This window comes from Mangrovibacterium diazotrophicum (assembly GCF_003610535.1).
GTDB classification, from domain to species: domain Bacteria; phylum Bacteroidota; class Bacteroidia; order Bacteroidales; family Prolixibacteraceae; genus Mangrovibacterium; species Mangrovibacterium diazotrophicum.
Map to the genome: position 1 here is coordinate 1,083,435 of NZ_RAPN01000001.1, position 22,056 is coordinate 1,105,490.

At 43.8% G+C, this 22,056-nt stretch carries 21 protein-coding genes; 7 read left to right on the forward strand and 14 right to left on the reverse strand.

Annotated elements, in window-relative coordinates; translation table 11 throughout:
- Positions 1–184: 184 nt before the first annotated feature.
- Positions 185–949, forward strand: coding sequence for a DUF4197 domain-containing protein (locus BC643_RS04375; RefSeq protein WP_120271942.1), 765 nt, complete (start codon positions 185–187; stop codon positions 947–949).
- Between the two features lie 118 nt (positions 950–1,067).
- Here BC643_RS04375 and BC643_RS04380 read toward each other — a convergent pair whose 3' ends face one another.
- Positions 1,068–1,448 carry a LytR/AlgR family response regulator transcription factor gene (locus tag BC643_RS04380; protein ID WP_120271943.1) on the reverse strand — a complete coding sequence of 127 codons (381 nt, stop codon included), beginning with the start codon at positions 1,446–1,448 and terminating at the stop codon, positions 1,068–1,070.
- A gap of 319 nt (positions 1,449–1,767) precedes the next feature.
- Here BC643_RS04380 and BC643_RS04385 point away from each other — a divergent pair, with 319 nt between their 5' ends.
- Positions 1,768–2,706 (forward strand): DUF368 domain-containing protein, encoded by a 939-nt coding sequence (locus tag BC643_RS04385; RefSeq protein ID WP_120274138.1) that lies wholly within the window; start codon positions 1,768–1,770, stop codon positions 2,704–2,706.
- 33 nt (positions 2,707–2,739) lie between these two features.
- Positions 2,740–3,489 carry a shikimate dehydrogenase family protein gene (locus tag BC643_RS04390; RefSeq protein WP_120271944.1) on the forward strand — a complete coding sequence of 250 codons (750 nt, stop codon included), beginning with the start codon at positions 2,740–2,742 and terminating at the stop codon, positions 3,487–3,489.
- A gap of 94 nt (positions 3,490–3,583) precedes the next feature.
- Here BC643_RS04390 and BC643_RS04395 read toward each other — a convergent pair whose 3' ends face one another.
- The 5 genes from BC643_RS04395 to BC643_RS04415 form a co-directional block, all read right to left on the reverse strand.
- Complete coding sequence (locus tag BC643_RS04395; protein ID WP_147377142.1) at positions 3,584–3,898, reverse strand: hypothetical protein; 315 nt, start codon at positions 3,896–3,898, stop codon at positions 3,584–3,586.
- A 50-nt stretch (positions 3,899–3,948) separates the two neighbouring features.
- Positions 3,949–4,350, reverse strand: a complete 402-nt coding sequence (locus tag BC643_RS04400; RefSeq protein ID WP_147377143.1) for a NifB/NifX family molybdenum-iron cluster-binding protein — start codon at positions 4,348–4,350, stop codon at positions 3,949–3,951.
- Between the two features lie 244 nt (positions 4,351–4,594).
- The gene (locus BC643_RS04405) at positions 4,595–7,573 is read right to left on the reverse strand and encodes a PEP/pyruvate-binding domain-containing protein (protein WP_120274139.1); all 2,979 of its coding nucleotides are present in this window, start codon (positions 7,571–7,573) and stop codon (positions 4,595–4,597) included.
- Positions 7,574–7,712: 139 nt separating this feature from the next.
- Positions 7,713–8,786 (reverse strand): 2-oxoacid:ferredoxin oxidoreductase subunit beta, encoded by a 1,074-nt coding sequence (locus tag BC643_RS04410; RefSeq protein WP_120271947.1) that lies wholly within the window; start codon positions 8,784–8,786, stop codon positions 7,713–7,715.
- Positions 8,787–8,789: 3 nt separating this feature from the next.
- The gene (locus BC643_RS04415) at positions 8,790–10,628 is read right to left on the reverse strand and encodes a 2-oxoacid:acceptor oxidoreductase subunit alpha (protein ID WP_120271948.1); all 1,839 of its coding nucleotides are present in this window, start codon (positions 10,626–10,628) and stop codon (positions 8,790–8,792) included.
- Between the two features lie 214 nt (positions 10,629–10,842).
- Here BC643_RS04415 and BC643_RS04420 point away from each other — a divergent pair, with 214 nt between their 5' ends.
- Both BC643_RS04420 and BC643_RS04425 read left to right on the forward strand, forming a co-directional pair.
- Positions 10,843–11,379 carry a gamma carbonic anhydrase family protein gene (locus BC643_RS04420; protein WP_120271949.1) on the forward strand — a complete coding sequence of 179 codons (537 nt, stop codon included), beginning with the start codon at positions 10,843–10,845 and terminating at the stop codon, positions 11,377–11,379.
- 27 nt (positions 11,380–11,406) lie between these two features.
- Positions 11,407–12,306 (forward strand): nucleotidyltransferase family protein, encoded by a 900-nt coding sequence (locus BC643_RS04425; protein ID WP_120271950.1) that lies wholly within the window; start codon positions 11,407–11,409, stop codon positions 12,304–12,306.
- A gap of 103 nt (positions 12,307–12,409) precedes the next feature.
- On the opposite strand, the gene murI is transcribed toward BC643_RS04425, so the two are convergent.
- The 8 genes from murI to BC643_RS04465 all read right to left on the reverse strand — a co-directional run bounded on the left by murI (position 12,410) and on the right by BC643_RS04465 (position 20,301).
- On the reverse strand, positions 12,410–13,246 hold the full coding sequence (murI, locus tag BC643_RS04430; RefSeq protein ID WP_120271951.1) for a glutamate racemase: 837 nt from the start codon (positions 13,244–13,246) through the stop codon (positions 12,410–12,412).
- 72 nt (positions 13,247–13,318) lie between these two features.
- Complete coding sequence (locus BC643_RS04435; protein ID WP_120271952.1) at positions 13,319–13,825, reverse strand: OmpH family outer membrane protein; 507 nt, start codon at positions 13,823–13,825, stop codon at positions 13,319–13,321.
- A 42-nt stretch (positions 13,826–13,867) separates the two neighbouring features.
- A complete protein-coding gene (locus BC643_RS04440) occupies positions 13,868–14,380 on the reverse strand; it encodes an OmpH family outer membrane protein (protein WP_120271953.1) in 513 nt (170 codons plus the stop codon).
- 65 nt (positions 14,381–14,445) lie between these two features.
- Positions 14,446–17,034 (reverse strand): outer membrane protein assembly factor BamA, encoded by a 2,589-nt coding sequence (bamA, locus tag BC643_RS04445; protein WP_120271954.1) that lies wholly within the window; start codon positions 17,032–17,034, stop codon positions 14,446–14,448.
- A 19-nt stretch (positions 17,035–17,053) separates the two neighbouring features.
- Positions 17,054–17,794, reverse strand: coding sequence for an isoprenyl transferase (locus BC643_RS04450; protein WP_120271955.1), 741 nt, complete (start codon positions 17,792–17,794; stop codon positions 17,054–17,056).
- A 1-nt stretch (position 17,795) separates the two neighbouring features.
- Positions 17,796–18,527, reverse strand: coding sequence for a type IX secretion system protein PorG (porG, locus tag BC643_RS04455; RefSeq protein ID WP_120271956.1), 732 nt, complete (start codon positions 18,525–18,527; stop codon positions 17,796–17,798).
- Positions 18,528–18,711: 184 nt separating this feature from the next.
- Positions 18,712–19,593, reverse strand: coding sequence for an NAD kinase (locus BC643_RS04460; protein WP_120271957.1), 882 nt, complete (start codon positions 19,591–19,593; stop codon positions 18,712–18,714).
- Positions 19,594–19,608: 15 nt separating this feature from the next.
- Positions 19,609–20,301 carry a CBS domain-containing protein gene (locus tag BC643_RS04465; RefSeq protein ID WP_245994857.1) on the reverse strand — a complete coding sequence of 231 codons (693 nt, stop codon included), beginning with the start codon at positions 20,299–20,301 and terminating at the stop codon, positions 19,609–19,611.
- 38 nt (positions 20,302–20,339) lie between these two features.
- On the opposite strand from BC643_RS04465, the gene BC643_RS04470 reads away from it, so the two are divergent.
- Positions 20,340–21,056, forward strand: coding sequence for a pyridoxine 5'-phosphate synthase (locus BC643_RS04470; protein ID WP_120271958.1), 717 nt, complete (start codon positions 20,340–20,342; stop codon positions 21,054–21,056).
- 131 nt (positions 21,057–21,187) lie between these two features.
- Positions 21,188–22,000, forward strand: coding sequence for an alpha/beta fold hydrolase (locus BC643_RS04475; RefSeq protein ID WP_120271959.1), 813 nt, complete (start codon positions 21,188–21,190; stop codon positions 21,998–22,000).
- The last annotated feature ends 56 nt before the right edge of the window (positions 22,001–22,056 follow it).

Sequence of the window (22,056 nt, forward strand, 5' to 3'; positions counted from 1 at the left end):
ACATCTCACAATAAACCAAAAACTGAGTATCTCGAAAAACCCTCTCCTAACCCAGAGGGTTTTTCCTTTGTATACCGGTTGAACATTTGAAGCACGATTGTTGTCATATGCATGAAAAAGAAAAACCGCATCAAAATTTAATGACCCTTGGTGCGTTTCCTATAGTAAATAAACAAAAGAGAAAATGAAAAAGACCGGATTACTATTCGTCGCAGCTTTATTGCTGTTTAGCTGCAAGTCCGAAGCACAGTTGCTGAAGCAACTGAAATCAATTATCGAACCGGAAACCTCCACCGATTCAACCCAAACCACAACCAGCACAAGTTCGAGTACTTCGCAGACTTTGAGTTTAACGGAGAGTGAAGCCAGCTCAGGCATCAAAGAGGCTCTGATCAACGGGGTTACGAAGGGTGTGGAACTGGTATCGCAGGAAGATGGCTACTACGCCGACCCAATTATTAAAATCCCTTTCCCGGAGGAAGTAGACTTTGTAGCAAGTAAACTGAAAGCCATCGGCATGGGTAGTTTGGTAGACAAAGCAGTACTTTCGATGAACCGTGCAGCCGAAGACGCCGCCGGTACAGCCACCGATATTTTCGTTGGCGCAATTAAAGAAATGACTGTTACCGATGCGGTAAATATTGTAGCCGGTGAAGACGATGCAGCTACGCAATACCTGGAAACACATACCACAGAGAAACTAACTTCGGAATTCAGCCCGATCATCACCAGTTCGCTCGAAAAAGTAGACGCCACCAAATACTGGAGCGATGTGATGAATGCATACAATCAAATTCCGATGGTGAAAAAAGTGAATCCTGATTTGGGTGAATATGTAACCGAAAAAGCAATCGAAGGGTTATTTGTAAAAATAGCCGACGAAGAAAAAGCGATTCGCGAGGATCCGGTTAGCCGGACAACAGACCTACTGAAAAAGGTTTTCAACTAAAATAAAAACAACAAAAAAGCGGATAATTTATCCGCTTTTTTTCCCTAATCGCAATTCTCTCGAATTGTCTTTTCTCTCTTTAAACCACACTTAAGCCGGACATTCCTCCCGGGCTTACTTACTCAAAAACATATCGTTGTTCCCTCTTCAGGATGATCTCGTAAACAAATCGCTTCACATCGCACACACGAACCGGTTTAGGCAGAAACTGTTGAGCTGCGTAACTAAACGCCGTCTCGCTGTAAGCAGTTTCGCTGCTCACCATGGCCAGTTTAAAGCGTCTCCCCTCTAAGCTGTCCAACAAATCGAAACCGGTTCCGTCGGGCATTTCAACATCCAGAAACACCAGGTCCGGATCATGTTTTTCGATCATTTCTTTACCATTCGTTATATTCTCCGCACTCCCCACAATGGCAATATTTTCGAAGTTTTGTTTCAAAATCGAAATCATCAATTTTCGGGCAACAGGATCGTCATCAATAATTACAGTAGATATCATTTAGTTTTCAGGATTAATGCTCTAGAAAGACCAAATGATGTGCCACCTGCCGTCAAGGCCCCTTTAATTAACACACGGTTATTGCAGATTCGTTAAAATTTCGTTGCCGCACACGACTTTTACGCGATTGAAATATTCTGTAAAAACATAATATGTAATTATCACAGTTTGGCACTTTTGAAAAATATTTCCCAATTTGGTTTGCATTTAATCAAATTGATAAATCTTTTTCTGTCTTTCAGATATATTAATCTCGAAAGCTTATTTTTGGCAGGTATCCGGGAGCGAAAAAATGCCCCCTGGAAAAACCTCATTTTACATGAAACGAACATTGAAAGATTACCTGCTGATTACGCTTAAGGGGATGGGCATGGGAGCAGCCGACGTTGTTCCCGGAGTATCCGGCGGAACTATCGCATTTATTACAGGCATCTATGAGGAGTTAATTGACTCGATCAAATCTGTCAATTTCAAAACATTGAAACTGCTGCTTAGCGGACAAATCAAAGCCTTTTGGGAAGCCATTAACGGTACTTTTCTAGTCAGCTTGCTTTTGGGAATTGGCATTAGCGTACTCTCATTGGCCAAAGGGTTGAAATACCTGCTCGAGCATCATCCGATTTTGGTATGGTCTTTCTTCTTTGGGCTCATTGTTGCCTCGGCCATCTACGTTGCTAAGGACATTAAAGAGTGGAAAATCGGAACTTTTATATCACTAATTTGTGGCGTGGTTATCGCCTATTTCATAACGGTGGTTACACCCGCTGAAGCAAACACCACTTACCCGTTCATTTTTCTCTCGGGAGCCATTGCCATTTGCGCCATGATTTTGCCGGGCATTTCCGGTAGTTTCATCTTGGTATTGCTGGGTATGTACAAATTTATCCTCGGCTCATTGTCCGAATTAAATTTACCGGTTATTGCTGTCTTTTTGGCTGGTGCTGCTATCGGAATTGTGAGTTTCTCAAACATCCTTTCGTGGCTGTTAAAAAAATACTACAACCTCACCATCGCATTGCTTTCCGGCTTTATGATTGGGTCATTGAACAAAGTGTGGCCATGGAAACATGTGCTGGAAACATTCACCGACCGCCACGGAGAAATTCGTCCTTTAATTGAAAAAAACGTTCTTCCTGGCAACTATTTTGAGCTGACCGGCAACGAGGCACAACTGGTTTATGCCCTTTTATTGGCAGCTGCCGGATTTGCTCTTATTTTTGTTGTTGAAGGATTGACCAAAAAACTGGTTAAAGCGTAAATAAAAAGTAAACTCAAGTAATTTAAATACAGAATGAAAACCTACGGACTGATTGGCTACCGATTGGGCTACTCCTTTTCAAAAGGATTTTTCACAGAAAAGTTTGAAAAAGAAAACCTCCAGGAACACGAGTATGTAAACTTCGAGCTCGATACGATCGACGAGTTTCCGGGAATTTTTGAGAAGAATGACCACATTGCCGGCCTGAACTGCACCATTCCCTACAAGCAGCAAATTATGCCGTTTTTGGATGAAATTGACGAAGAAGCAGCCACTGTTGGAGCAATCAACACGGTCAAAATTATTCGCTCGGAAGCCGGCGTAAAGCTGAAAGGATTCAATACCGACATTTACGGTTTCGAGAATTCGCTGAAACCCATGCTGAGCGAGAAACACAAAAAGGCGCTGATTTTGGGAACAGGCGGAGCTTCAAAAGCCATCAAATATATTTTGAAAAAACTGGGGCTGAGCTACGTTTCTGCTTCAATTGAAGAAACACTGAATGAAGGGGAGATTCGCTATGAAGAGATTAACGAAGATTTGCTGAAAGAATACCTGGTAGTTATAAACGCTACACCGCTTGGAACTTTCCCGAAGGTGGAAAACTGCGCCAACATTCCTTACGAATTTCTGACTTCCGATCACGTCTTGTTCGACCTGGTTTACAACCCGGAAGAAACGCTGTTCATGAAAAAAGGCAAAGCACAGGGAGCGGCTGTGAAAAATGGGTTAGAGATGCTACATCTGCAAGCAATTAAAGCCTGGGAAATCTGGAATATGTAACTCCGAATTCACCTCAAAAATCATAAAAATAAAAGCCGGACAGTCTCTCACCTTGTCCGGCTTGATTTTTCTTGGTGTATAACAGTTACATTGTCTATGAGGGAAAAAAGAGAATGTCAATTTCTTCTGAATCTTCTTTCTGCTTCAGCGTAAATTTACCGGCCGGCGTTAGCGTCATTTCGCGCTTTGTCGCGTAAGGCAGTAATTTACGTTGCTCCGAAGCAGCCTGCGAATCATCGATATCGGTATTGAAGTAAATTTTCAGATTGGCGCTGTTTTCATCGTCAAACTGCAGCAAAAAAGCCGTGTGTTCAACAAATACCAAATCATCGTAAGCATAGCTCACATCTGTTCCGGCTTCTTCCAACATCATCTTCACTTCCGAAAGGGGTCTGAATGGTATGGTCATAACTTGAGTTTTTTTGTGTGAATAAGGAATTTTGGTTTTGCGGGGAACGGCTATTTACATGTTTTTGAGGAACAACTACTGCAACTCAATCCGCACGAAGATGGATCTTCGACCGAGTAGATATCATGCTCTTCCAACACCGATTCTTTGTAAAACTGAATATTTTCGTCAACCAACTTGCTATTTGGCCGAAATACTTTAATGTCGTTGTCTTTTAATATTTTGAAAGCCATCGGGCGCACATTCGGACTAATGATAGCCTTTACGATATCGTCCTCTCCTCCTTTTCGCAAATCAAGTCCAAAACGGCTCATCAACTCGGGTTTGCTGAAAATCTCGTTATCGCCTTTGGCGACATCATGTACACAGTAAAAATTAGCTTTGTAGAAATCATCCGCTAAAATATTTACCAATGCGGCGTTCTTTCCAATGATAGGCATACAAATCTTCATAACGTTCTATTTTTGGGTTCAACATGAACTGCCCGCTGCAGCTATCTTGGCACAACATACGCAAAAGATATACCCCAATTAAGAAACGATTGAATAACAGCAGGATAGAATTAAAGAACAGTCAATTTTCTTACATTTATGTAGGATAAATACACCAAACGAGACAAAAATGTGTTTTTCAGCATATAAAACATGGAAAATACTCATTTCTCCACCCTTTGCCCCATGCTCTCTGCACCACTCGTCACAAATGAATCAGTGCTTCGCGTTTGCGACCGTCCATCAGAATCGTCAAATTTTCGTCAAATTCGATTTGTTTCACATGGTTGGTTTCATCAACGACTTTACCCCGACTGAGCACCTCTTCGTTTAGCCAAGCCTCTCTGCTCTTGCTCGGTATGGAAAAATACCCGACATTCATCGACGTAACATTGTGAAAGAAATGCGATCCCAAAGAACCATCAAGCGGGAAATCAGGCAGACCAACTTCTACGATGATACGGGCCCTCGAGATCTGCGCCCAGGTTACAGGGATGCCGGTAAACGAATCACGGGTTCCCCAACGCCCCGGTCCTACCAAAATGTAGTCTTTGTTCAGGAAGTCCATTTTTCGGTTGAAACGACTGACTTCTTCAGCAATTTCTTTGGTTTTTAGCTTATCAAACGTATCACCCGGGACCACAATGACATCCCGAATTCCGTCGACACGGCCATTGCCCATTCCCCTTTTCGCGTACAACAAAGCATTCTCTCGCTCAATCTCATCTAATTCAATATCCAGCTCTTCTTCGTGGCGAATCAGGGGCTTAATTTGTAGCAGATAGAAGGTTGGCGAACCATCTTCCCCGTTTTCCAGATCGATGGCATATTCCATTTCGACCGGCGAGCCCATTGCTTCGCGAAATAAGCGCAGCAGAAAGTTGATTGTTTCGGCCATCGGAATCATGCCGTATTTCAGTAGATTGGCAAAATTCACAACGCGCGTTCCCCGAACCGACAAGTCCGAAATCAGATCGTCATTTTCCGAATCATACACCGAAGCACAGTGATCCAACATCCCGTCTTTTTCAGCCTCGCGGATGGATAGTTTCAGGATTCCGGCATCCTCTCCCACTTTCACCAGGTCGGTTTGACTGTTCGTCATATCCAAAGCATAAAACTGCCGCTGCGAATCTCGAATCTGGTCTTTCAGGCTACTCGGGTTGATTTGCGGATATTTCGGGCAAAAACGGTAAGCATTCTCGCCACCCACAACGTACATTCCCAATCCCACGGCAGCCACCGCAAAACCATCTTCGGGTTCCATGTACGAAACCGGGTAAAAATTGTATGATTGCGCAACTCCGCTAATGGTCGGGTAAAAGCGTCCGTCATGCTGATGCCCCACCAATTCCTGGATGACAATTCCCATCCGTTCTTCTTCAATTTTGTAGTTTACCGCATCAAAATACGAAACGGCAGAATCGGTAAAAATACTGGCGTAAACGAGCTTCACCGCCGTCTCAAGCTGTTTGTAGCGAACATTGACATCCGGATCGTTATTGGGCAGCAGATAAGTAGCGTAAACGCCGGAGAACGGCTGCAACAGGGAATCTTCGAATAATCCGGACGACCGAACAGCCAAAGGACGTCGCATCTTTTCAGCAAATTTGCGAAGCTTATTTTGCAGCGAATCACTCAGATGCGATTCAACAAAAACCTGCTTCAAACGCTCGTAGTCGTTGGAACTGTAAACCTCTTCATACAGGTTATTGATCTCGATAAATTTCTCGAATTCGATGGTGCCGATAATGGCCGTTGCCGGAATTCGAATATTGATTTTAGGAATAATCTTTTTGAAATCGATGTTTTCGATGAAATTACACATGAAAGCAACACCACGGCCTTTCCCGCCAAGTGAGCCTTTTCCCATGCGAACAATGTATCGCTCGTTGCCCAGCAACTGCTGATCGAAATTGATAATCAGTCCGCGAAGCTTTTTAATGCGAACACGTTCGAACACGTCCAAACAGAAGTTCCGAAGCTCTTCCGAATCAGCAAAATCCTCTAACTGATAGGGCAACAGATGCTCGGCAATGTTGATCTCGCCGCGTGCCATCAGCCAGGTTGAAAACGAATTTCGCTTGCCATGATAAGCCAATGCTTCTGTTGGAATCACCTTGAACATCTCCTGAAACTCCTGCAGGTTCTGCGCAACCATGATCGGCTTTCCATCTTCATCCTTAAAAACAAAGCTACCGAAACCGAGTCGCTTGTAAATGAAGTTGTGAATATCCATCGACAGGCTTTCCGAGTTCTTGTTGATGAATTCCGCACCAATCTCCAGCGCACGCGCCGCATTCCGAATATCGTGACTTTGCAGCAACAACGGTATCGGAAAACGAAGAATTTGTTTCGCGTACTTCAACAGCTCGATGCCCGAATTTTCGTCGTCCTGCCCGTTTCTACTAAATTTCACATCCGAAATAACGGTCAGCAGGTAGTCGCGATACTTATTCATCATTTGGATCGCTTCCTCATAATTACTCACCAAAATCACCTTCGGACGAGCCCGCATTTTCAAAATCATGTGCAACTCATCGGCAGCCTCATCCTGCACCAGGTTTTGCGTCTGCGTCATGATGTTGGTGTAAAGCATCGGTAAATAGCGCGAATAATATTGAATAGAATCCTCGACCAGCAAAACCACCCGCACATTACCATTCCGTGTATCAGCTTCAATATTCTTCTTGTCTTCAATATATTTCACCATCGCCAGGAAGACGTTGGAATTACCGTTCCAAACAAAGACCCGGTCGATCGAATCAAAATTTTCCGCCGTTTCCTGGAAATAACGCAAATCGCCGTTGTTATTCACAAGCAACAGAATCGGCACATTTTGCCGCACTGCATGAATACTGTCGGCCATTTGTACGGGAATGTTCTTGTCGACCCCAACCATGATGATGACCAAATCGAAATCGCGCTGCTTGATCATCTCATGCGCCTGTTCCTCGGAATTGACACTGGTAAATCGTGGGTAGGTGTACAGATTCAGCTGTAGAAACTCGCCAAAAATCTTGTCGGTAAACTGCCCCTCGCGTACAATTGAATAACTGTCGTACAAGGTTGCAACCAGCAAAACCTCCTTCACTTTCGTCGGCATCAGCTCTTCAAAAATGTCGCGGTCATTCTTTTTGTGTTTGTAAATAGAGGAGAGGGTAATTTTATCGAGATCTTCCATAGCTTTCATTTTAAGAACAAGCGCCGAAACCATACAGTCAGCTTGCTCCTATTTGATTGATGAAATTAGGAAAAATCCATTTCCCGATAACAAAAAAAGGAGGCCGAAGCCTCCTTTTATGAAACATATACTAGTTGTATTAATCCTGTTGCAACGTACATTTCTTTTGGAAGAACGGAATCGGATCGCTGCTGGTTGGTTCGTTTACCTCCCAGGTATTTCCTGAACGCAACAATTCGTCCACTTTCGAAATCTTACGGGTAGCCTGAACTTCCTCGATCTGGCGAACAACTTCCTGATCGTAAACTGGCGCTTCCACGCTACGAACAACCCCCATTGCTACCGGAAAATCTGGCAAGCACATGTTGATCAGCGCCAGATGCAAGGTAGGGTCAGCAGTTTTTGCATCATGTACCAGTACATCGTCCAACGTGTAACCGTCTTCTCCGATGGTAACAACTTTCATTTTACCCTTGTCGAACACCAAGCCTTTTTCGTTTTCATTTCCAAAAACCATTGGCTTTCCGTGCTCCAGGAAAAGTTGACGTTCATTCCGGAATTTCGGATCAGCAATTTGCTCGTGAATTCCATCGTTGAAAATCACACAGTTTTGCAACACTTCAACAACCGAAGTTCCTTCATGCTGAGCAGCTTCTTTCAAAACCTGCTGGGTGTGCTTCACATTGCTATCTACCGCGCGGGCAAAGAATGTTCCGCTGGCCCCCAATACCAACTGGCCGGGGACAAAGGGATCTTCGACCGTACCAAAAGGAGAAGTTTTTGTAATAACTCCCCGATCCGAAGTTGGCGAATATTGACCTTTTGTCAAACCGTAAATCTTGTTATTAAAAAGAATCAGGTTTAGATTGATATTACGACGAACCAGGTGAATGAAGTGGTTACCACCGATAGCCAGCGAGTCACCGTCACCGGTAATGACCCAAACATTCAAATCGGGGTTAGCGGTTTTCACACCCGAAGCAATTGCTGTTGCACGCCCGTGAATGGTGTGGAAACCAAAAGTACTCATATAGTACGGAAAACGGGATGAACAACCGATACCGGAGATCACCGCAAACTTTTCGTGCGGAATGCCCATTTCGGCCATCGTGCGCTGAACCGAGTTCATAATGGCATAATCGCCACAACCGGGACACCAGCGTACTTCGTTTTCACTCTTAAAATCTTTTGCTGTATAATTGAAATCGGCCATTGATTAGTCCTCCAGTAATTTGTTAAAGTTTTGTTTCAGCTCCAATACCGTGAATGGCAAACCTTTCACCTTGTTCACCTGGTGGTAAGTGAATCCGGGCAATTTATCGCGCAAGTAAGCGGAGAATTGTCCCATGTTCAGTTCACAAACCACGATCTTTTTAAATCGGCTGAAAACTTCTTCGGTATTCTTTGGAAGCGGTTTAATGAAGTTGAAATGAGCCAGTGAAACACTTTTTCCTTCCATCTTCATTTCGCGAACGGCACTTAAGGTGTGACCGTATGTTCCACCCCAGCTAACCACCAGCAAATCGCCTGATTCGTCGCCACAAACTTCCAGTTTTGGCAACATCTCAACCACGCGCTCTACTTTCTCAGCACGGTAGATTGTATTAGCCTGGTGATTTTCCGGATCGTGACTAACACCACCGTTTATATTTTTTTCCAAACCTCCTACCCGATGCTGGAAGCCTTCCATTCCAGGAACAGCCCATTCTCTGGACAACGTTTCTTCGTCGCGTTTGTAAGGTTTGAATGTATCTTTACTTTTTGCTAAACGTGGCTTGATCTCGGGCAGCTCATCCATTGACGGCACACGCCAAGGTTCGCTACCATTACCCAAGAATCCATCTGTCAGCAATACAACAGGCACCATGCGCTCAACAGCGATTTTAGCCGAAAGGAAAGCATAGTAGAAACAGTCTGAAGGCGTGCTGGCTGCGATTACAACAACCGGGCTTTCGCCGTTACGACCATATAATGTTTGCAATAAATCCGACTGTTCAGTTTTGGTCGGCAAACCGGTTGAAGGGCCACCACGCTGAACATTTACAACCACTAAGGGCAACTCGGCCATAACCGAAAGACCCAATGCTTCGGCTTTCAGTGCTAAACCTGGACCAGAAGTAGTTGTGATTGCCAGATTACCGGCAAAAGCGGCACCAATAGCAGTACAAATACCGGCAATTTCGTCCTCGGCCTGGAACGTTTTAACGCCCAAATCCTTGCGTGCTGCAAGAGCAGTCAAAATATCGGTTGCCGGAGTAATTGGGTATGATCCCTGAAACAGGTTCAAGCCCGATTTTTCGGCAGCGGCCAAAAATCCCCAGGCCGTAGCCTGGTTTCCGTTGATATTGCGGTAAGTTCCGCGTTCGATAGCGGCAGCATGAACCATGTAACGCGGTGTCATGTGCTGCATGTTCATGCCATAGTTATACCCGTCGTGCAAAACTTTCAGGTTGGTTTCAACAACCAATGGTTTCTTGGCAAATTTCTTTTTCAGGTAGCCTTCAATGTAATCCAGCGGACGACCAAACATCCAACATACAAGTCCAAGCGCGAACATATTTTTACTCCGCAAAACCGACTTGTTATCCATGCCATAATCCTTCAGGCTTTCACGTGTCAGGCTGGTAATCGGAACCGGAATTTTTACGTAGTCAACCAAATCGCATTCAGTAAACGGATCTTCGGTTTTAAAGGCTGCTTTTTCAAGGTTTTTTTGGTTGAAAGAATCCACATCGAATATGATCGTTCCGCCCGGGTTCATAAACTTAGCGTTTGCTTTTACAGCGGCGGGATTCATAGCAATTAAAACATGGGCGTAATCGCCGGGGGTGTTGATTTGTTTCTGTCCAAACTGGACCTGGAACCCGGATACTCCTCCAACAGTACCCTGGGGGGCGCGAATCTCAGATGGATAGTCCGGGAAGGTTGAAATATCATTCCCAAACAAGGCAGAAGCGTCCGAAAACAAAGTTCCGGTTAACTGCATACCATCCCCCGAATCGCCGGAGAACCTGATAGCTACTTCTTCAAGTTCAATAATTTTAGCGTCTTTCATTTGACAAATATTTAGATACCTACAATAAATCTTACAATTTCGAATGGAAGAAGCGTTAAAAGTAACAATTTAACACCTACCCTTCCAAACGCCTCTAGTCCCCCCTTTTTGGGTATGAGCAAAAATAACCATTTATTAATAAGGTGTTCCTGATCATGTTAATAATTTGGAGGGTTTGCTATCTTTACAAATCAATTTAAAATGAGTACAGATAATGGCTTTTATAAGAACACTTAGAGGAAAAACTCCGGCCTTTGGAGAGAACTGCTTTTTAGCTGAAAATGCGGCGATTATCGGAGACGTAGAGATGGGAAACGACTGCAGCGTATGGTATAGCGCAGTAATTCGCGGCGATGTTCATTCCATCCGTATTGGCAATAATACGAACGTACAGGACTGTGCGGTCATTCATGCAACTTACCAAAAGTCGCCAACCAATATTGGCAGCGATGTGATCATTGCACACGGTGCAATCATCCACGGCTGTACGATCAAAAATCATGTTATGATTGGTATGAATGCCGTGGTTTTGGACGATGCTGTTGTCAACGACAATGTGATTATTGCAGCCGGATCGGTGGTTACCAAGGGAACTTTTGTTGAAAGCAACAGTGTTTATGCAGGTATTCCGGCTAAAAAAATCAAATCGCTTAGCCCTGAGTTGGCTGAAGGTGAATTGCACCGTATTGCAAAGGCCTACGCGATGTACGCCAGCTGGTACCAGGAAGATCAACCTGAAGAGGTAAAATAATCGCTTATTTGGAACTAAAAAACACCAATGAAACCTACTTTATTAATTCTCGCTGCCGGAATGGGAAGCCGTTACGGAGGCCTGAAACAAATCGATCCGTTTGGACCAAGCGGAGAAACTATCCTTGAATATTCCGTGTACGACGCTATTCGTGCTGGCTTTGGTAAAGTTGTCTTTGTAATCCGCGAAAGCTTTGCCGACGAATTCAAATCCCGTTTTGATGAAAAGCTGAAAGGCAAAATTCAGGTTGAATACGTTTTTCAGGAACTGGCAAAATTGCCCGAAGGCTACACCTGCCCGGCTGACCGTGAGAAACCCTGGGGAACCGGCCACGCTATTCTGATGGCAAAAGATGTCATTAACGAGCCTTTTGCTGCCATCAACGCCGACGATTTCTACGGCGCACCGGCCTTTCAAACAATCGCCGACTTTTTCAACACCGAAGTCTCGGAAAACAAATACTGCATGGTTGGGTATTTGCTGAAGAATACCCTATCGGAAAACGGAACCGTAAGCCGCGGAATATGCGGAACCGATGACAAGCAAAACCTGGTTGAAATCAACGAGCGCCACCAAATCAGAAGAGAAGGTGACGTGATTGTTTACGAAGCTGAAAACAAGGAGTTGGTAGAACTTGGCGACGACACACCGGCTTCCATGAACTTCTGGGGATTCCATCCAAGCCTTTTCGAGCATTTGGAATCGCAATTTAAAGCCTTCCTGGACGAAAAAATGCTTTTACCAAAATCCGAATTCTATATCCCAAGTGTTGTGTTCGAACTGATCAAATCAGGCACCGTAAACACTAAAGTTTTACAAGCCGATTCACCTTGGTTTGGTGTTACCTACACAGACGACAAGGCCCACGTAACTGAGCAGATCCAAAAACTCACAGCGGCGGGAATCTATCCTGAAAAACTTTGGTAAACAACGTTCACGCAAAAGAACAACCGAATATAAATTGAAAGAAGGCAGCCTTAAGGCTGCCTTCTTTTTTATGTCTTCATTGCAGTGTTTCCAGCGAAATAAGTTACAGGTGAATCTTGCTCGCCTTCACAGTTTGTCCCATAAACTGTTCTGCCCGGGTTTCGAATAATTCGACCTGCTCAGTGGTCAGGTAATTCACTGTTCCCTGTTTGGTACAAACAGCGTCTATTTCCGAGTGCCGTGACAAGTAATCTTTCAAACTTGCAGCAACGATTTTTCCTTGCTCCACCACTTCAATCCCATTAGCGGGTAAATAGCTTCGGATGCTGTCAATCAAAAGCGGATAGTGTGTGCAGCCTAAAATCAACGTGTCAATGGCATCATCCTGCTCAAATAACTGTCTGAGGTTTTGCTCTACAAAATAGTTTGCCCCTGGTGTTCCAATTTCGTTATTCTCGACGATTGGCACCCACATCGGGCAAGCCTGCTGATTCGTTTGCTTCACTTGGCCGTTCGACCATTTCTGCAATTCAATCGGGTACGATTCAGAAGCAACTGTTCCCGAGGTTGCCAGAATACCGACATGCCCTGTTTTAGTCGTTTTTGAGGCATATTCGACGCTGGGGCGAATAACACCGAGCACGCGTCGATCCGGTGCAATTAAAGGCAAATCTCGCTGCTGTATGGAACGCAACGCTTTTGCGGAAGCTGTATTGCAAGCAAGAATTACAAGGTGGCAGCCCCGGTCAAAAAGCTCCTTGACTGCTTCAAGCGTATATTCATAAACCACATCGAACGAACGTGTGCCGTATGGAGTCCGAGCATTATCGCCCAAATACAAGAAATCGTATTCAGGCAGACTTGCTACGAATTCTTTCAAAACCGTCAAGCCACCGTAACCGGAATCAAATACACCAATAGGATGATAAGCGGGCGCCATTGCATTTGCTTTTTAACAAAAATAAGAAAAGCCATCTGAAACAGATGGCTTTCCCTGAAATATCGGATAAAATTAAATTCCCAATTTTGCTTTTACCAAAGGCAACAAATCAACACTTTGGTTTGACTTGTAAAGCACAGCGTTACTATCGAAAACATAGATAACACCTTGTTCTTTGGCAACAGTTTCAATCGTTTGATTAGCCTTGTCGAAAATAGGCTGCATCAACTCCGCTTGCTTTTGTTGCAGTTTTTGTTGTGCGCTTTGGTTGAACGTTTGAATACGTTGTTGCAGGTTCTGCAAATCTTCTTCTTTCGCTGAACGAACCATGTCATCCAATGAATCTGCTATTTGAGTATATTCTGCTAATTTGGTTTGAAATTCCTTTTGCATGCTTGCCAATTGATCTTCCATTCCTTTTGCTTGCTGTTCCAGCGTTTTTTGCGCAGCTGCTGTCTCAGGCATTGCCTGAATTAAAGCCTGTGAATCGATGTGAGCAAACTTCAATGTTTGCGCTTTTACCATTCCGGCTGAAAACAGCAAGATTGCTACCAAACAAATTTTGAAAACACTTTTCATGATCTTGTATCGATTTTAATTTTGGTTGACAAATATAGAATATTAATTCTTATAACCAAGCTTTTGCAGCACTTGGTCGCTCAAATCAAACTTGGGATTTGTGTACAACATCGACATGCTTCCGGCCTTGTCAAATATGACTGCGTAACCGCCTTCATTGGCTAAATCCTGCACCGCATTAAAGATGTCGTCCTGTATCGGCTTTACCAATCCTTCGCGTTTTTTATACAGGTCACCTTCAGGGCCAAAATACTGGCGTTGTAGCGACTTGTAATCCTTTTCTTTCGAAATAATCACATCCTCGCGTTTCCGTTTCATATCATCCGAAAGCAATACTGCTTCCGACTGGTAATCAGTATACATCTTTTCGAGCTCGGCATGCATGGTTTCCAATTCTTTTTGGTACTGCTGCGAGATTTGATCCAGTTGATCCTGGGCTGCCGTGTAGGCCGGTATATTTTCCAAAATATATTCGGTATCAACAAAAGCATATTTCTGCGCCATTGCTGCACCGGCAACAACCAAAAAGGCGACGATAAATAAAATCTTTTTCATGCGTTATTCATTTAGTGTTTCTACTGAATTGATGAAAAACAAATTCCAGGCCAAAGCCGCCGTCATTAGAACTGCTGTCCAATCACGAAGTGGAACTGACTTCCTGAAACAGAGCTATCTCCGTTAACATCGTCAAACCCGTAACCCCAGTCGATACCCATCAAACCGAACATTGGCAGGAAGATGCGCACACCGACACCCGCTGAACGTTTCAGATTGAACGGGTTATAATCTTCAAAGTCCATAAATGCATTACCTCCCTCAAGGAAACTCAACACATAAATCGTTGCTGACGGTTTCAATGTAACAGGATAACGCAATTCCAACGTCACCTTATCGTAAATATTTGAACCTGTAGTCGGACTCAAACTATAATCCTGGTAACCACGCAATGCAACAATGTCTGCTCCATAGAAGTTGTAGCCGGACATCCCGGATCCACCGACACGGAAACGCTCGAAAGGCGAACGACGGTTTTTGTCGTAGTAACCAAGGAATCCATATTCAACTTGCGTGTGCAAAACCAGGTTTCTGTTCTTCGAGATTGGCGTATACCAAGCTCCTTTGAACTTCCACTTGTGATACTCGATCCATTTGTACCTTTCCTCACTCGTCAAATCGGTATTACTATAATCTACACCATTAATTAATGAGTATGGCGGAGTAAACTGCAACGAGAGCGAGAACTCGGAACCGGAACGAGGGAACAGAGGCTGGTCAATCGAGTTTCGACCAAATGTTGTCTTGAAACTCAGGTTGTTAAACTCACCACTACCATCACCATCATCATCATTCAGGAAGTAATAGTAGTTGGCCATGTTCTTCAGGCTGTAATGCTGCAGCGAAACCTCGTGATACATGGTAAAGAAGTCATCCGGCCACTTCAAACGATAACCATAACCAACAGCAATTGAAGAGGTTACCTGAATTTGATCATCCGACTCATCCGTATCGTATGTGTAATTATAGCCTGAACCATAATAAGATGATCCGTAATAACTACTGTAGCCTGTTCCGTATGGGCTGTACGCACTGCTGTAATAATTATTTGCCGAATAGTTCACTCTCGAACGCGAAAACGAAACTGACAATGAGTTTGGTTTTTTACCACCGAGCCATGGTTCCACAAACGAGAAGCTGTATGAGTTGTAAAACTTACCGCTGGTTTGCGCACGAATACTCAAGGTTTGACCATCACCCGTTGGCAGTGGTCTCCAGGCATCTTTATTAAAAATGTTACGAACCGAGAAGTTTGAGAAACGCAAACCAATGGTACCCACAAACATACGGGCACCCCAACCTCCTGACAATTCAATCTGGTCGTTGGCTTTTTCCTGAAGTTCGTATTTAATATCTACAGTACCATCTTCCGGGTGAGGAATCGGAACCGGGTTAATGGCTTCCGGATCGAAGTGTCCCAACTGCGAAAGTTCACGTACTGAACGAATAATCAATGCTTTACTAAACAAGTCGCCAGGATAGGTACGCAATTCACGACGAGCAACGTGTTCGTGTGTTTTAGTATTACCTTCTATGATAACCCGGTTAATTGTAGCCTGGTTACCTTCGTAAATACGCATCTCAAAGTTGATTGTATCCTCTTTGATGCTCGACTCAACCGGCTCGAGGTTGAAGAATAAGTAACCGTTGTCCAAATACAAGTTACTTACGGCATCCTCGTCCTCGTTCAGACGCTTATCCAATGTCTTTTGGTCGAAAACATCACCCTTCTGAACACCAAGCACAGCATTCAGATAATCAGAAGGATACACTGTATTTCCCATCCAGCGAATGTCACCGAAATAGTATTTATCACCTTCATCTATGTAAATATCCAGTTTCACGCGGCCATTCGCCAAAGGCGTAATTGTATCTGCAACGATTGTCGCATCACGATAACCTTTCTCGTTATATTTTGAAATGATGTTTCCTTTATCTTCTTTGTATTTATCTTCCAGGAATTTCTTCGTCTTGAAGAAGTTTTTGATTCCACGTTCATTGGTTTTCTTCATCGCCTTATTCAATGTACCGGCTTTCAAGTGGTCAATGCCATGATAATCAATCTTCTCAATTTTAACCTTTTCCTTTTTGTCAACATTGATATCCAGAATCACGCTGTTCTCCTGGGTTGTGTCGTCACGCTGTACAATATTAACTACTGTATTTAAATAACCTTTTTCGTGGAAAATGCTTGTGATAATCCTTTCAGCGTTATTCAGCTGGTTGTCGGTTACCTGGCTTCCTTTTAATAATAGTACACGTTCGGTGATATCGTCGCGTTCAGATTTTGAAACGCCGAAGAAGTTGACATCAGCCAGGCGCGGACGCTCCTGGAGATAGATGGTCAACCAAATATTACTGTCTACTACTTTTGTTGCTTCGATTCTTACATCGGAAAACATTTGATTTCCCCAAAGCTTTTTAATTGCATTGGTCACTTCTTCTCCCGGAACAGTGATTTCCTGTCCAACAGAAAGCCCTGAAACCTGGATCAGCACGTTAGTGTCCAGGTAACGAATACCGGCAACATCAATACCGGCGATTGTATATTTTTTAGGGCTCGAATAGTAAATTGAAAAGTTTGTTCCTTCTTCCTGTGCAAACACAGACAAGCTCACGATAAAGAGTACGAAGAAAATTTTGAGTTTACGCATTTTCTGGTTGTTGTTTAGCTCACAAAATTTGTTGACTGGTTTTTCCAAAGCGACGTTCTCTGTTCTGAAAGTCGTAGACGGCTTCAAAAAGATTTTCCTTCGTGAAGTCGGGCCAGAGAACCGGAGTAAAATAAAACTCAGCATAAGCAATTTGCCAAAGCAAAAAGTTACTTATCCTGGTTTCACCACTGGTACGGATGAGTAATTCCGGATCAGGGATTCCTTTTGTGGCTAAATAATTATCGATTAGTTCCTTATTGATACTTTCGGGCTGAAGTTTCCCGTCTTTTACGTCCAATGCAATTTTGCGAACAGCTTCTGTAATTTCCCATTTAGAGCTGTAACTGAGCGCAAGAACCAGGTTTACACCGGTGCAATCCTGCAGTTCTTTTATCGACCAGTTTAGTTTTTCCTGAACTTCGGCTGGAAGACTATCAAAGTCGCCGATCATACTTAACCTGACGTTTTTCTCTTTCAGCGACTCAGTCTCGTTATTGATCGCATGAACCAGAAGGCCCATCAAAGCATCAACTTCAGATTTCGGTCGTGACCAGTTCTCGGTAGAGAACGCGTACAATGTCAGGTATTTAATCCCGATGTCGCTAGCACCTTCCAAGACCGAGCGAACAGACTCTACACCTTGTTCGTGCCCGAAGAATCGTTCGTTTCCATGTTGTGCGGCCCAACGACCGTTTCCATCCATGATGATGGCTACATGTTCCGGAATCTTGCTAGCATTTAATTTTTCTTTCAGCGTCATTCTAGTTTATATTATCATAGGCGGGACATTTTTTACCACCTTGATAAAACCGGTAGCAAACATGTACCCCCAAATGATAGGTCCAATCATTATTATGCAGGGAACTTGTATACTCCGTCAAAACGCCGGTTGTTGGATTGACAAATGCTTTTGGATCGTCCAGGTTATCCAGTTTATCATCGAAATACTTGCGGAACTGACTTTCCAGTCCAACGCTCCATCTTTCGCCGATATTGAATTTAAACCCGAAGCCGAAAGGCATATTCAATGCAGCTACGTTTTTGTCATCACCTGCCGGATCGACATAAGCGCCAACTGCATTTAAAGCAACAGGGTCAAATTCGTACGGATAGAAGCTAACACCCAAACCACCGATCAAATAGGTGGTAATGGAATACTTGCTACTACCGATGATGTACTTGAAAAAATTGAACTCGAACATGCCCGATACATCAGTAACTGTTTTACTGAATTCCCAGGGCGATGATTCAAACTCACCGGTTGCTTTAATTCTCTCCAACATGAGGGTGCCACGAATTGAATAACGCGGGTTAAAATTGTACCGCAAAAATATTCCGCCCGCAGGCCCCAAAGAACTCTTTGTTTCGACTAAAGTCATATCTCCTGAGTACGTCCCCAGGCCTCCCCAAAGGCCTATATCAGCTGTTTGTTGTTGAGCTTGCGCAACCTGCAAAAATAAGATGCTTAGAGCAACCAAGAGCAATCTTTTCATTTCCAATCTTTTAACGTGAAAGGGTTGATAAAAAAGACAGCATTGCAAGTTGTTTTCAGCCTTACGATTAACATCTGAACATAACACCTTTCAAAGGCTACAAAAGTAATATAATTCTGAAAACATCATGCTTGCCGCCTACTATAAAACCCAAATTGAGGTTAAAAATTGTTAAGTTGGAAAATTAATTTCGGCGGTCGGTTCCCCACATCAGTTTGTTGCGCAAAGTGCTGAAAAAACCATGCCCCGGGAGCTTCACAGTCTTCACGGAGAAATTGGCCTTACTCACAACGACTTTGCCCGGAAAGTTGACAGCTTCGGAACGCGAATCGAGAGAACAAAGGAACTGCTGTCCCCGTCCTTCTACCATCAAAGTAATTTTATTGTCGTCCGGAACGACGATGGGGCGCATGGTCAAATTATGCGGTGCAATAGGAGTAATAATAAAACTTTTCGAATCGGGTGTCAGAATCGGCCCGCCCACGCTCAGCGAATAGGCAGTCGATCCGGTTGGTGTGCTGATGATAACTCCGTCGGCCCAATACGTGGTGAGGTATTCATCATTCAGGTAAGTATGGATATTAATCATCGATGAACTATCCATCTTTGTCACCGTGATTTCGTTCAACGCGTAATTGAAATCACCGAACAACTCTACGCCGTCGTCAAACTGCAGAACCGAACGTTCTTCGATATCATACTGCTCGGTGAGAAGATAGCGAATGGCCTCATCGATATGATTGCGCGAAACTGCTGACAAAAATCCCAAACGACCGGTGTTAATACCAATGACAGGCAGCGACTTATTCTTCAAAGTCAGCATCGACTTCAACAGTGTTCCGTCTCCACCAATACTAATCAGAAACCGTGTCGATTCAGGCAACTCGTAACCAAAAGTGAAGAAACCTTCAATCTCGGGCATCTTATCACAACGATCCTTGATCGAGTTGAAAAACGGCTGGTAGAGGTAAATTTTTTCTCCCTGCGAATGGAGAAGTGAGAACAGCCTGCTCATGTCAGGCATAAAAGAAGAATCGACACTGAGTCCAAAAATGGCAACGCTCATAACAAATTAGCTAAGCTAAATATTCAGGTATTTCATTAACATCTCGAACCGGTCGTCATACATGTGCTTCAAAACGCTCTCATCCATAAAAACCGATCGGATTGAATAATTGTAGCGTACAAAGGTTTGAATAATTCCCGACAAATCCATTTGGTTCACTTTCAGGGTAACCGTTATTTGTTGCGAGTTGTGAGCTTTCGACACATAAAAGCTTAAAATTTTGGCATCGTTGCCCTCCACAATCCGGGCGATCTCAGAAAGCGAATAATCGTACGGATTCAAATCCAGCACCAATACCCCACCCGGCTCTTTCACTGCGACCAGGTCGGCAAATTTCTGTGCCAGATCATTCACGGTAATCACGCCCATGTACTGATGATCGCTATCCAAAACCGGCACAACCGACAATTTCAACTCCGACACGAGAGAAACCACCTCATAAATATGTTGGTTGGCGTGAACATGAGGAGTCAACATATGATCCCGACAGTTCTCCATTAACTCTTCATTCAAATTCAGGTCATAAATGGTCTTATCGGCAATCAATCCGGTATAAATATGATTATCCACCACCGGCAAATGCGATATGCGGAAAATCTCCATCCAGTTCAGTGCTTTCTGACCATTATCAGTCAGTCGCAATGATGGGATTACATCTGATATGAGTTCGCTTGCTAACAATTCTTTATTCTTAATTTTCCGGTTCAAACAATTAAATCGTAACTTTGCTGCCCTATTAAATTATTATGACCAGACTTAGTGTAAATATAAACAAAATAGCGACACTGAGAAACTCCAGAGGAGGATCGGTGCCTAGTGTTGTAGAGGCAGCTATTAACTGTCAAAAATTTGGTGCAGAAGGAATTACAGTTCATCCAAGACCGGATGAAAGGCATATTCGCCGGCAGGATGTTTACGACATTAAGCCTCACATTTACACCGAATTAAATATCGAAGGTTATCCAAGTGAAGATTTTCTGAAATTAGTGATCGACGTAAAGGCCGACCAGGCCACGCTTGTACCGGATAAACCGGGGCAGCTCACTTCGGATCACGGCTGGAATACCATTGAAAATGAAGCTTTTTTGGTCGATGTTATCAAAGAGTTAAAAAAGAATGGCATCCGGACTTCGATCTTCGTTGATCCTGATTTAAAAATGGTTGAAGGCGCCAAACGTGTCGGCACAGATCGTATTGAATTGTACACCGAGCCATACGCCAGTCTTTACATGAAAGACGCCGAAAAAGCAGTCGCTCCCTTTGTGGAAGCCGCCAAACTGGCCCACAACCTGGGCCTCGGCATTAACGCGGGTCACGACTTGAATTTGAAAAATCTGAAATATCTGGTCGACATGATTCCTTACATCGATGAAGTCTCAATTGGTCACGCGCTGGTTGCCGATGCGTTGTACCTCGGGCTTCACAATACCATTAAGGAATACCTCGAATGTCTTAAACCATAATACGGGTTGCGCGTTACGTGTTAAGAGTTGCGGGTTGGGGCATTGCTTGTGAATGTCCCCATACAAAACCCACTGAATGAGCCGGGAATTGTTCCGGCTTCCTATTTTACCCTATTAACCACCCAAATCATATGGATTTATTTTTCAGAGAAGAAGGATCGCAGGGAAAGAATATCGTCATTGTGCACGGACTCTACGGATCGTCAGATAACTGGCTTACTGTTGGCAAAAAGTTGGGCAAAAATCACCATGTTTATTTGATAGATCAGCGCAATCACGGCCGTTCGCCAAATGCAGAAGAGCACACGTACGAGCTGATGAAAGAGGATTTGGCTGAGTTTTTTGAAAAACACAACATTGACAAAGCTATTCTCATCGGCCACAGCATGGGTGGAAAAACGGCTATGTTTTTCGCCGCAGAGTATCCCGAAAAAGTCGAAAAACTCATTGTTGCCGACATCGCTCCGAAAGATTATCTCGAATTGGGTGAAAACAGCCAATACTACCAGCACCAGCTTATCCTGCAAACACTGATCGAATTGCAGAATAACTGCGAAGCATACCATTCGCGCGAAGAAATTTCCAATTTTCTGATGCTCAAACTGGGTAGCCAGGATTTGGTAATGTTCCTTCTGAAAAGCATCTATCTCGACAAAGAAACCCAGCAATTCCACTGCCGTGTGAATGTTGAAGTACTGAATGATTCGCTGGATGAAATTATTTCAGGGATGAATTACCGCTGGATTGACGACCGAATCCCAATCGTGGCCTACCCGGTGCTGTTTATTCGCGGCGCAAAATCCAATTACCTGACCGAGGAAGATGTGAAAATGGTGAAAGAAATTTATCCTGAAGCCGTGATCGAAACAATTCCGGATGCCGGGCATTGGCTCCACGCCGAACAACCCAAGCTGTTTATGGAAGCCTTGCTGAGGTTTATCTAGTTACTCGTTTCTGGTTACTGGTTACTGGTTGCTGATTGAAACTCGAAACCCGAAAC

What these genes read in the sequence shown, in the direction of transcription:
- BC643_RS04375 (WP_120271942.1), top strand. Translation starts at nt 185, where the DNA reads ATGAAAAAGACCGGATTACTATTCGTCGCAGCTTTATTGCTGTTTAGC.
- BC643_RS04380 (WP_120271943.1), bottom strand. Translation starts at nt 1,448, where the DNA reads ATGATATCTACTGTAATTATTGATGACGATCCTGTTGCCCGAAAATTG.
- BC643_RS04385 (WP_120274138.1), top strand. Translation starts at nt 1,768, where the DNA reads ATGAAACGAACATTGAAAGATTACCTGCTGATTACGCTTAAGGGGATG.
- BC643_RS04390 (WP_120271944.1), top strand. Translation starts at nt 2,740, where the DNA reads ATGAAAACCTACGGACTGATTGGCTACCGATTGGGCTACTCCTTTTCA.
- BC643_RS04395 (WP_147377142.1), bottom strand. Translation starts at nt 3,898, where the DNA reads ATGACCATACCATTCAGACCCCTTTCGGAAGTGAAGATGATGTTGGAA.
- BC643_RS04400 (WP_147377143.1), bottom strand. Translation starts at nt 4,350, where the DNA reads ATGAAGATTTGTATGCCTATCATTGGAAAGAACGCCGCATTGGTAAAT.
- BC643_RS04405 (WP_120274139.1), bottom strand. Translation starts at nt 7,573, where the DNA reads ATGGAAGATCTCGATAAAATTACCCTCTCCTCTATTTACAAACACAAA.
- BC643_RS04410 (WP_120271947.1), bottom strand. Translation starts at nt 8,786, where the DNA reads ATGGCCGATTTCAATTATACAGCAAAAGATTTTAAGAGTGAAAACGAA.
- BC643_RS04415 (WP_120271948.1), bottom strand. Translation starts at nt 10,628, where the DNA reads ATGAAAGACGCTAAAATTATTGAACTTGAAGAAGTAGCTATCAGGTTC.
- BC643_RS04420 (WP_120271949.1), top strand. Translation starts at nt 10,843, where the DNA reads ATGGCTTTTATAAGAACACTTAGAGGAAAAACTCCGGCCTTTGGAGAG.
- BC643_RS04425 (WP_120271950.1), top strand. Translation starts at nt 11,407, where the DNA reads ATGAAACCTACTTTATTAATTCTCGCTGCCGGAATGGGAAGCCGTTAC.
- murI (WP_120271951.1), bottom strand. Translation starts at nt 13,246, where the DNA reads ATGGCGCCCGCTTATCATCCTATTGGTGTATTTGATTCCGGTTACGGT.
- BC643_RS04435 (WP_120271952.1), bottom strand. Translation starts at nt 13,825, where the DNA reads ATGAAAAGTGTTTTCAAAATTTGTTTGGTAGCAATCTTGCTGTTTTCA.
- BC643_RS04440 (WP_120271953.1), bottom strand. Translation starts at nt 14,380, where the DNA reads ATGAAAAAGATTTTATTTATCGTCGCCTTTTTGGTTGTTGCCGGTGCA.
- bamA (WP_120271954.1), bottom strand. Translation starts at nt 17,034, where the DNA reads ATGCGTAAACTCAAAATTTTCTTCGTACTCTTTATCGTGAGCTTGTCT.
- BC643_RS04450 (WP_120271955.1), bottom strand. Translation starts at nt 17,794, where the DNA reads ATGACGCTGAAAGAAAAATTAAATGCTAGCAAGATTCCGGAACATGTA.
- porG (WP_120271956.1), bottom strand. Translation starts at nt 18,527, where the DNA reads ATGAAAAGATTGCTCTTGGTTGCTCTAAGCATCTTATTTTTGCAGGTT.
- BC643_RS04460 (WP_120271957.1), bottom strand. Translation starts at nt 19,593, where the DNA reads ATGAGCGTTGCCATTTTTGGACTCAGTGTCGATTCTTCTTTTATGCCT.
- BC643_RS04470 (WP_120271958.1), top strand. Translation starts at nt 20,340, where the DNA reads ATGACCAGACTTAGTGTAAATATAAACAAAATAGCGACACTGAGAAAC.
- BC643_RS04475 (WP_120271959.1), top strand. Translation starts at nt 21,188, where the DNA reads ATGGATTTATTTTTCAGAGAAGAAGGATCGCAGGGAAAGAATATCGTC.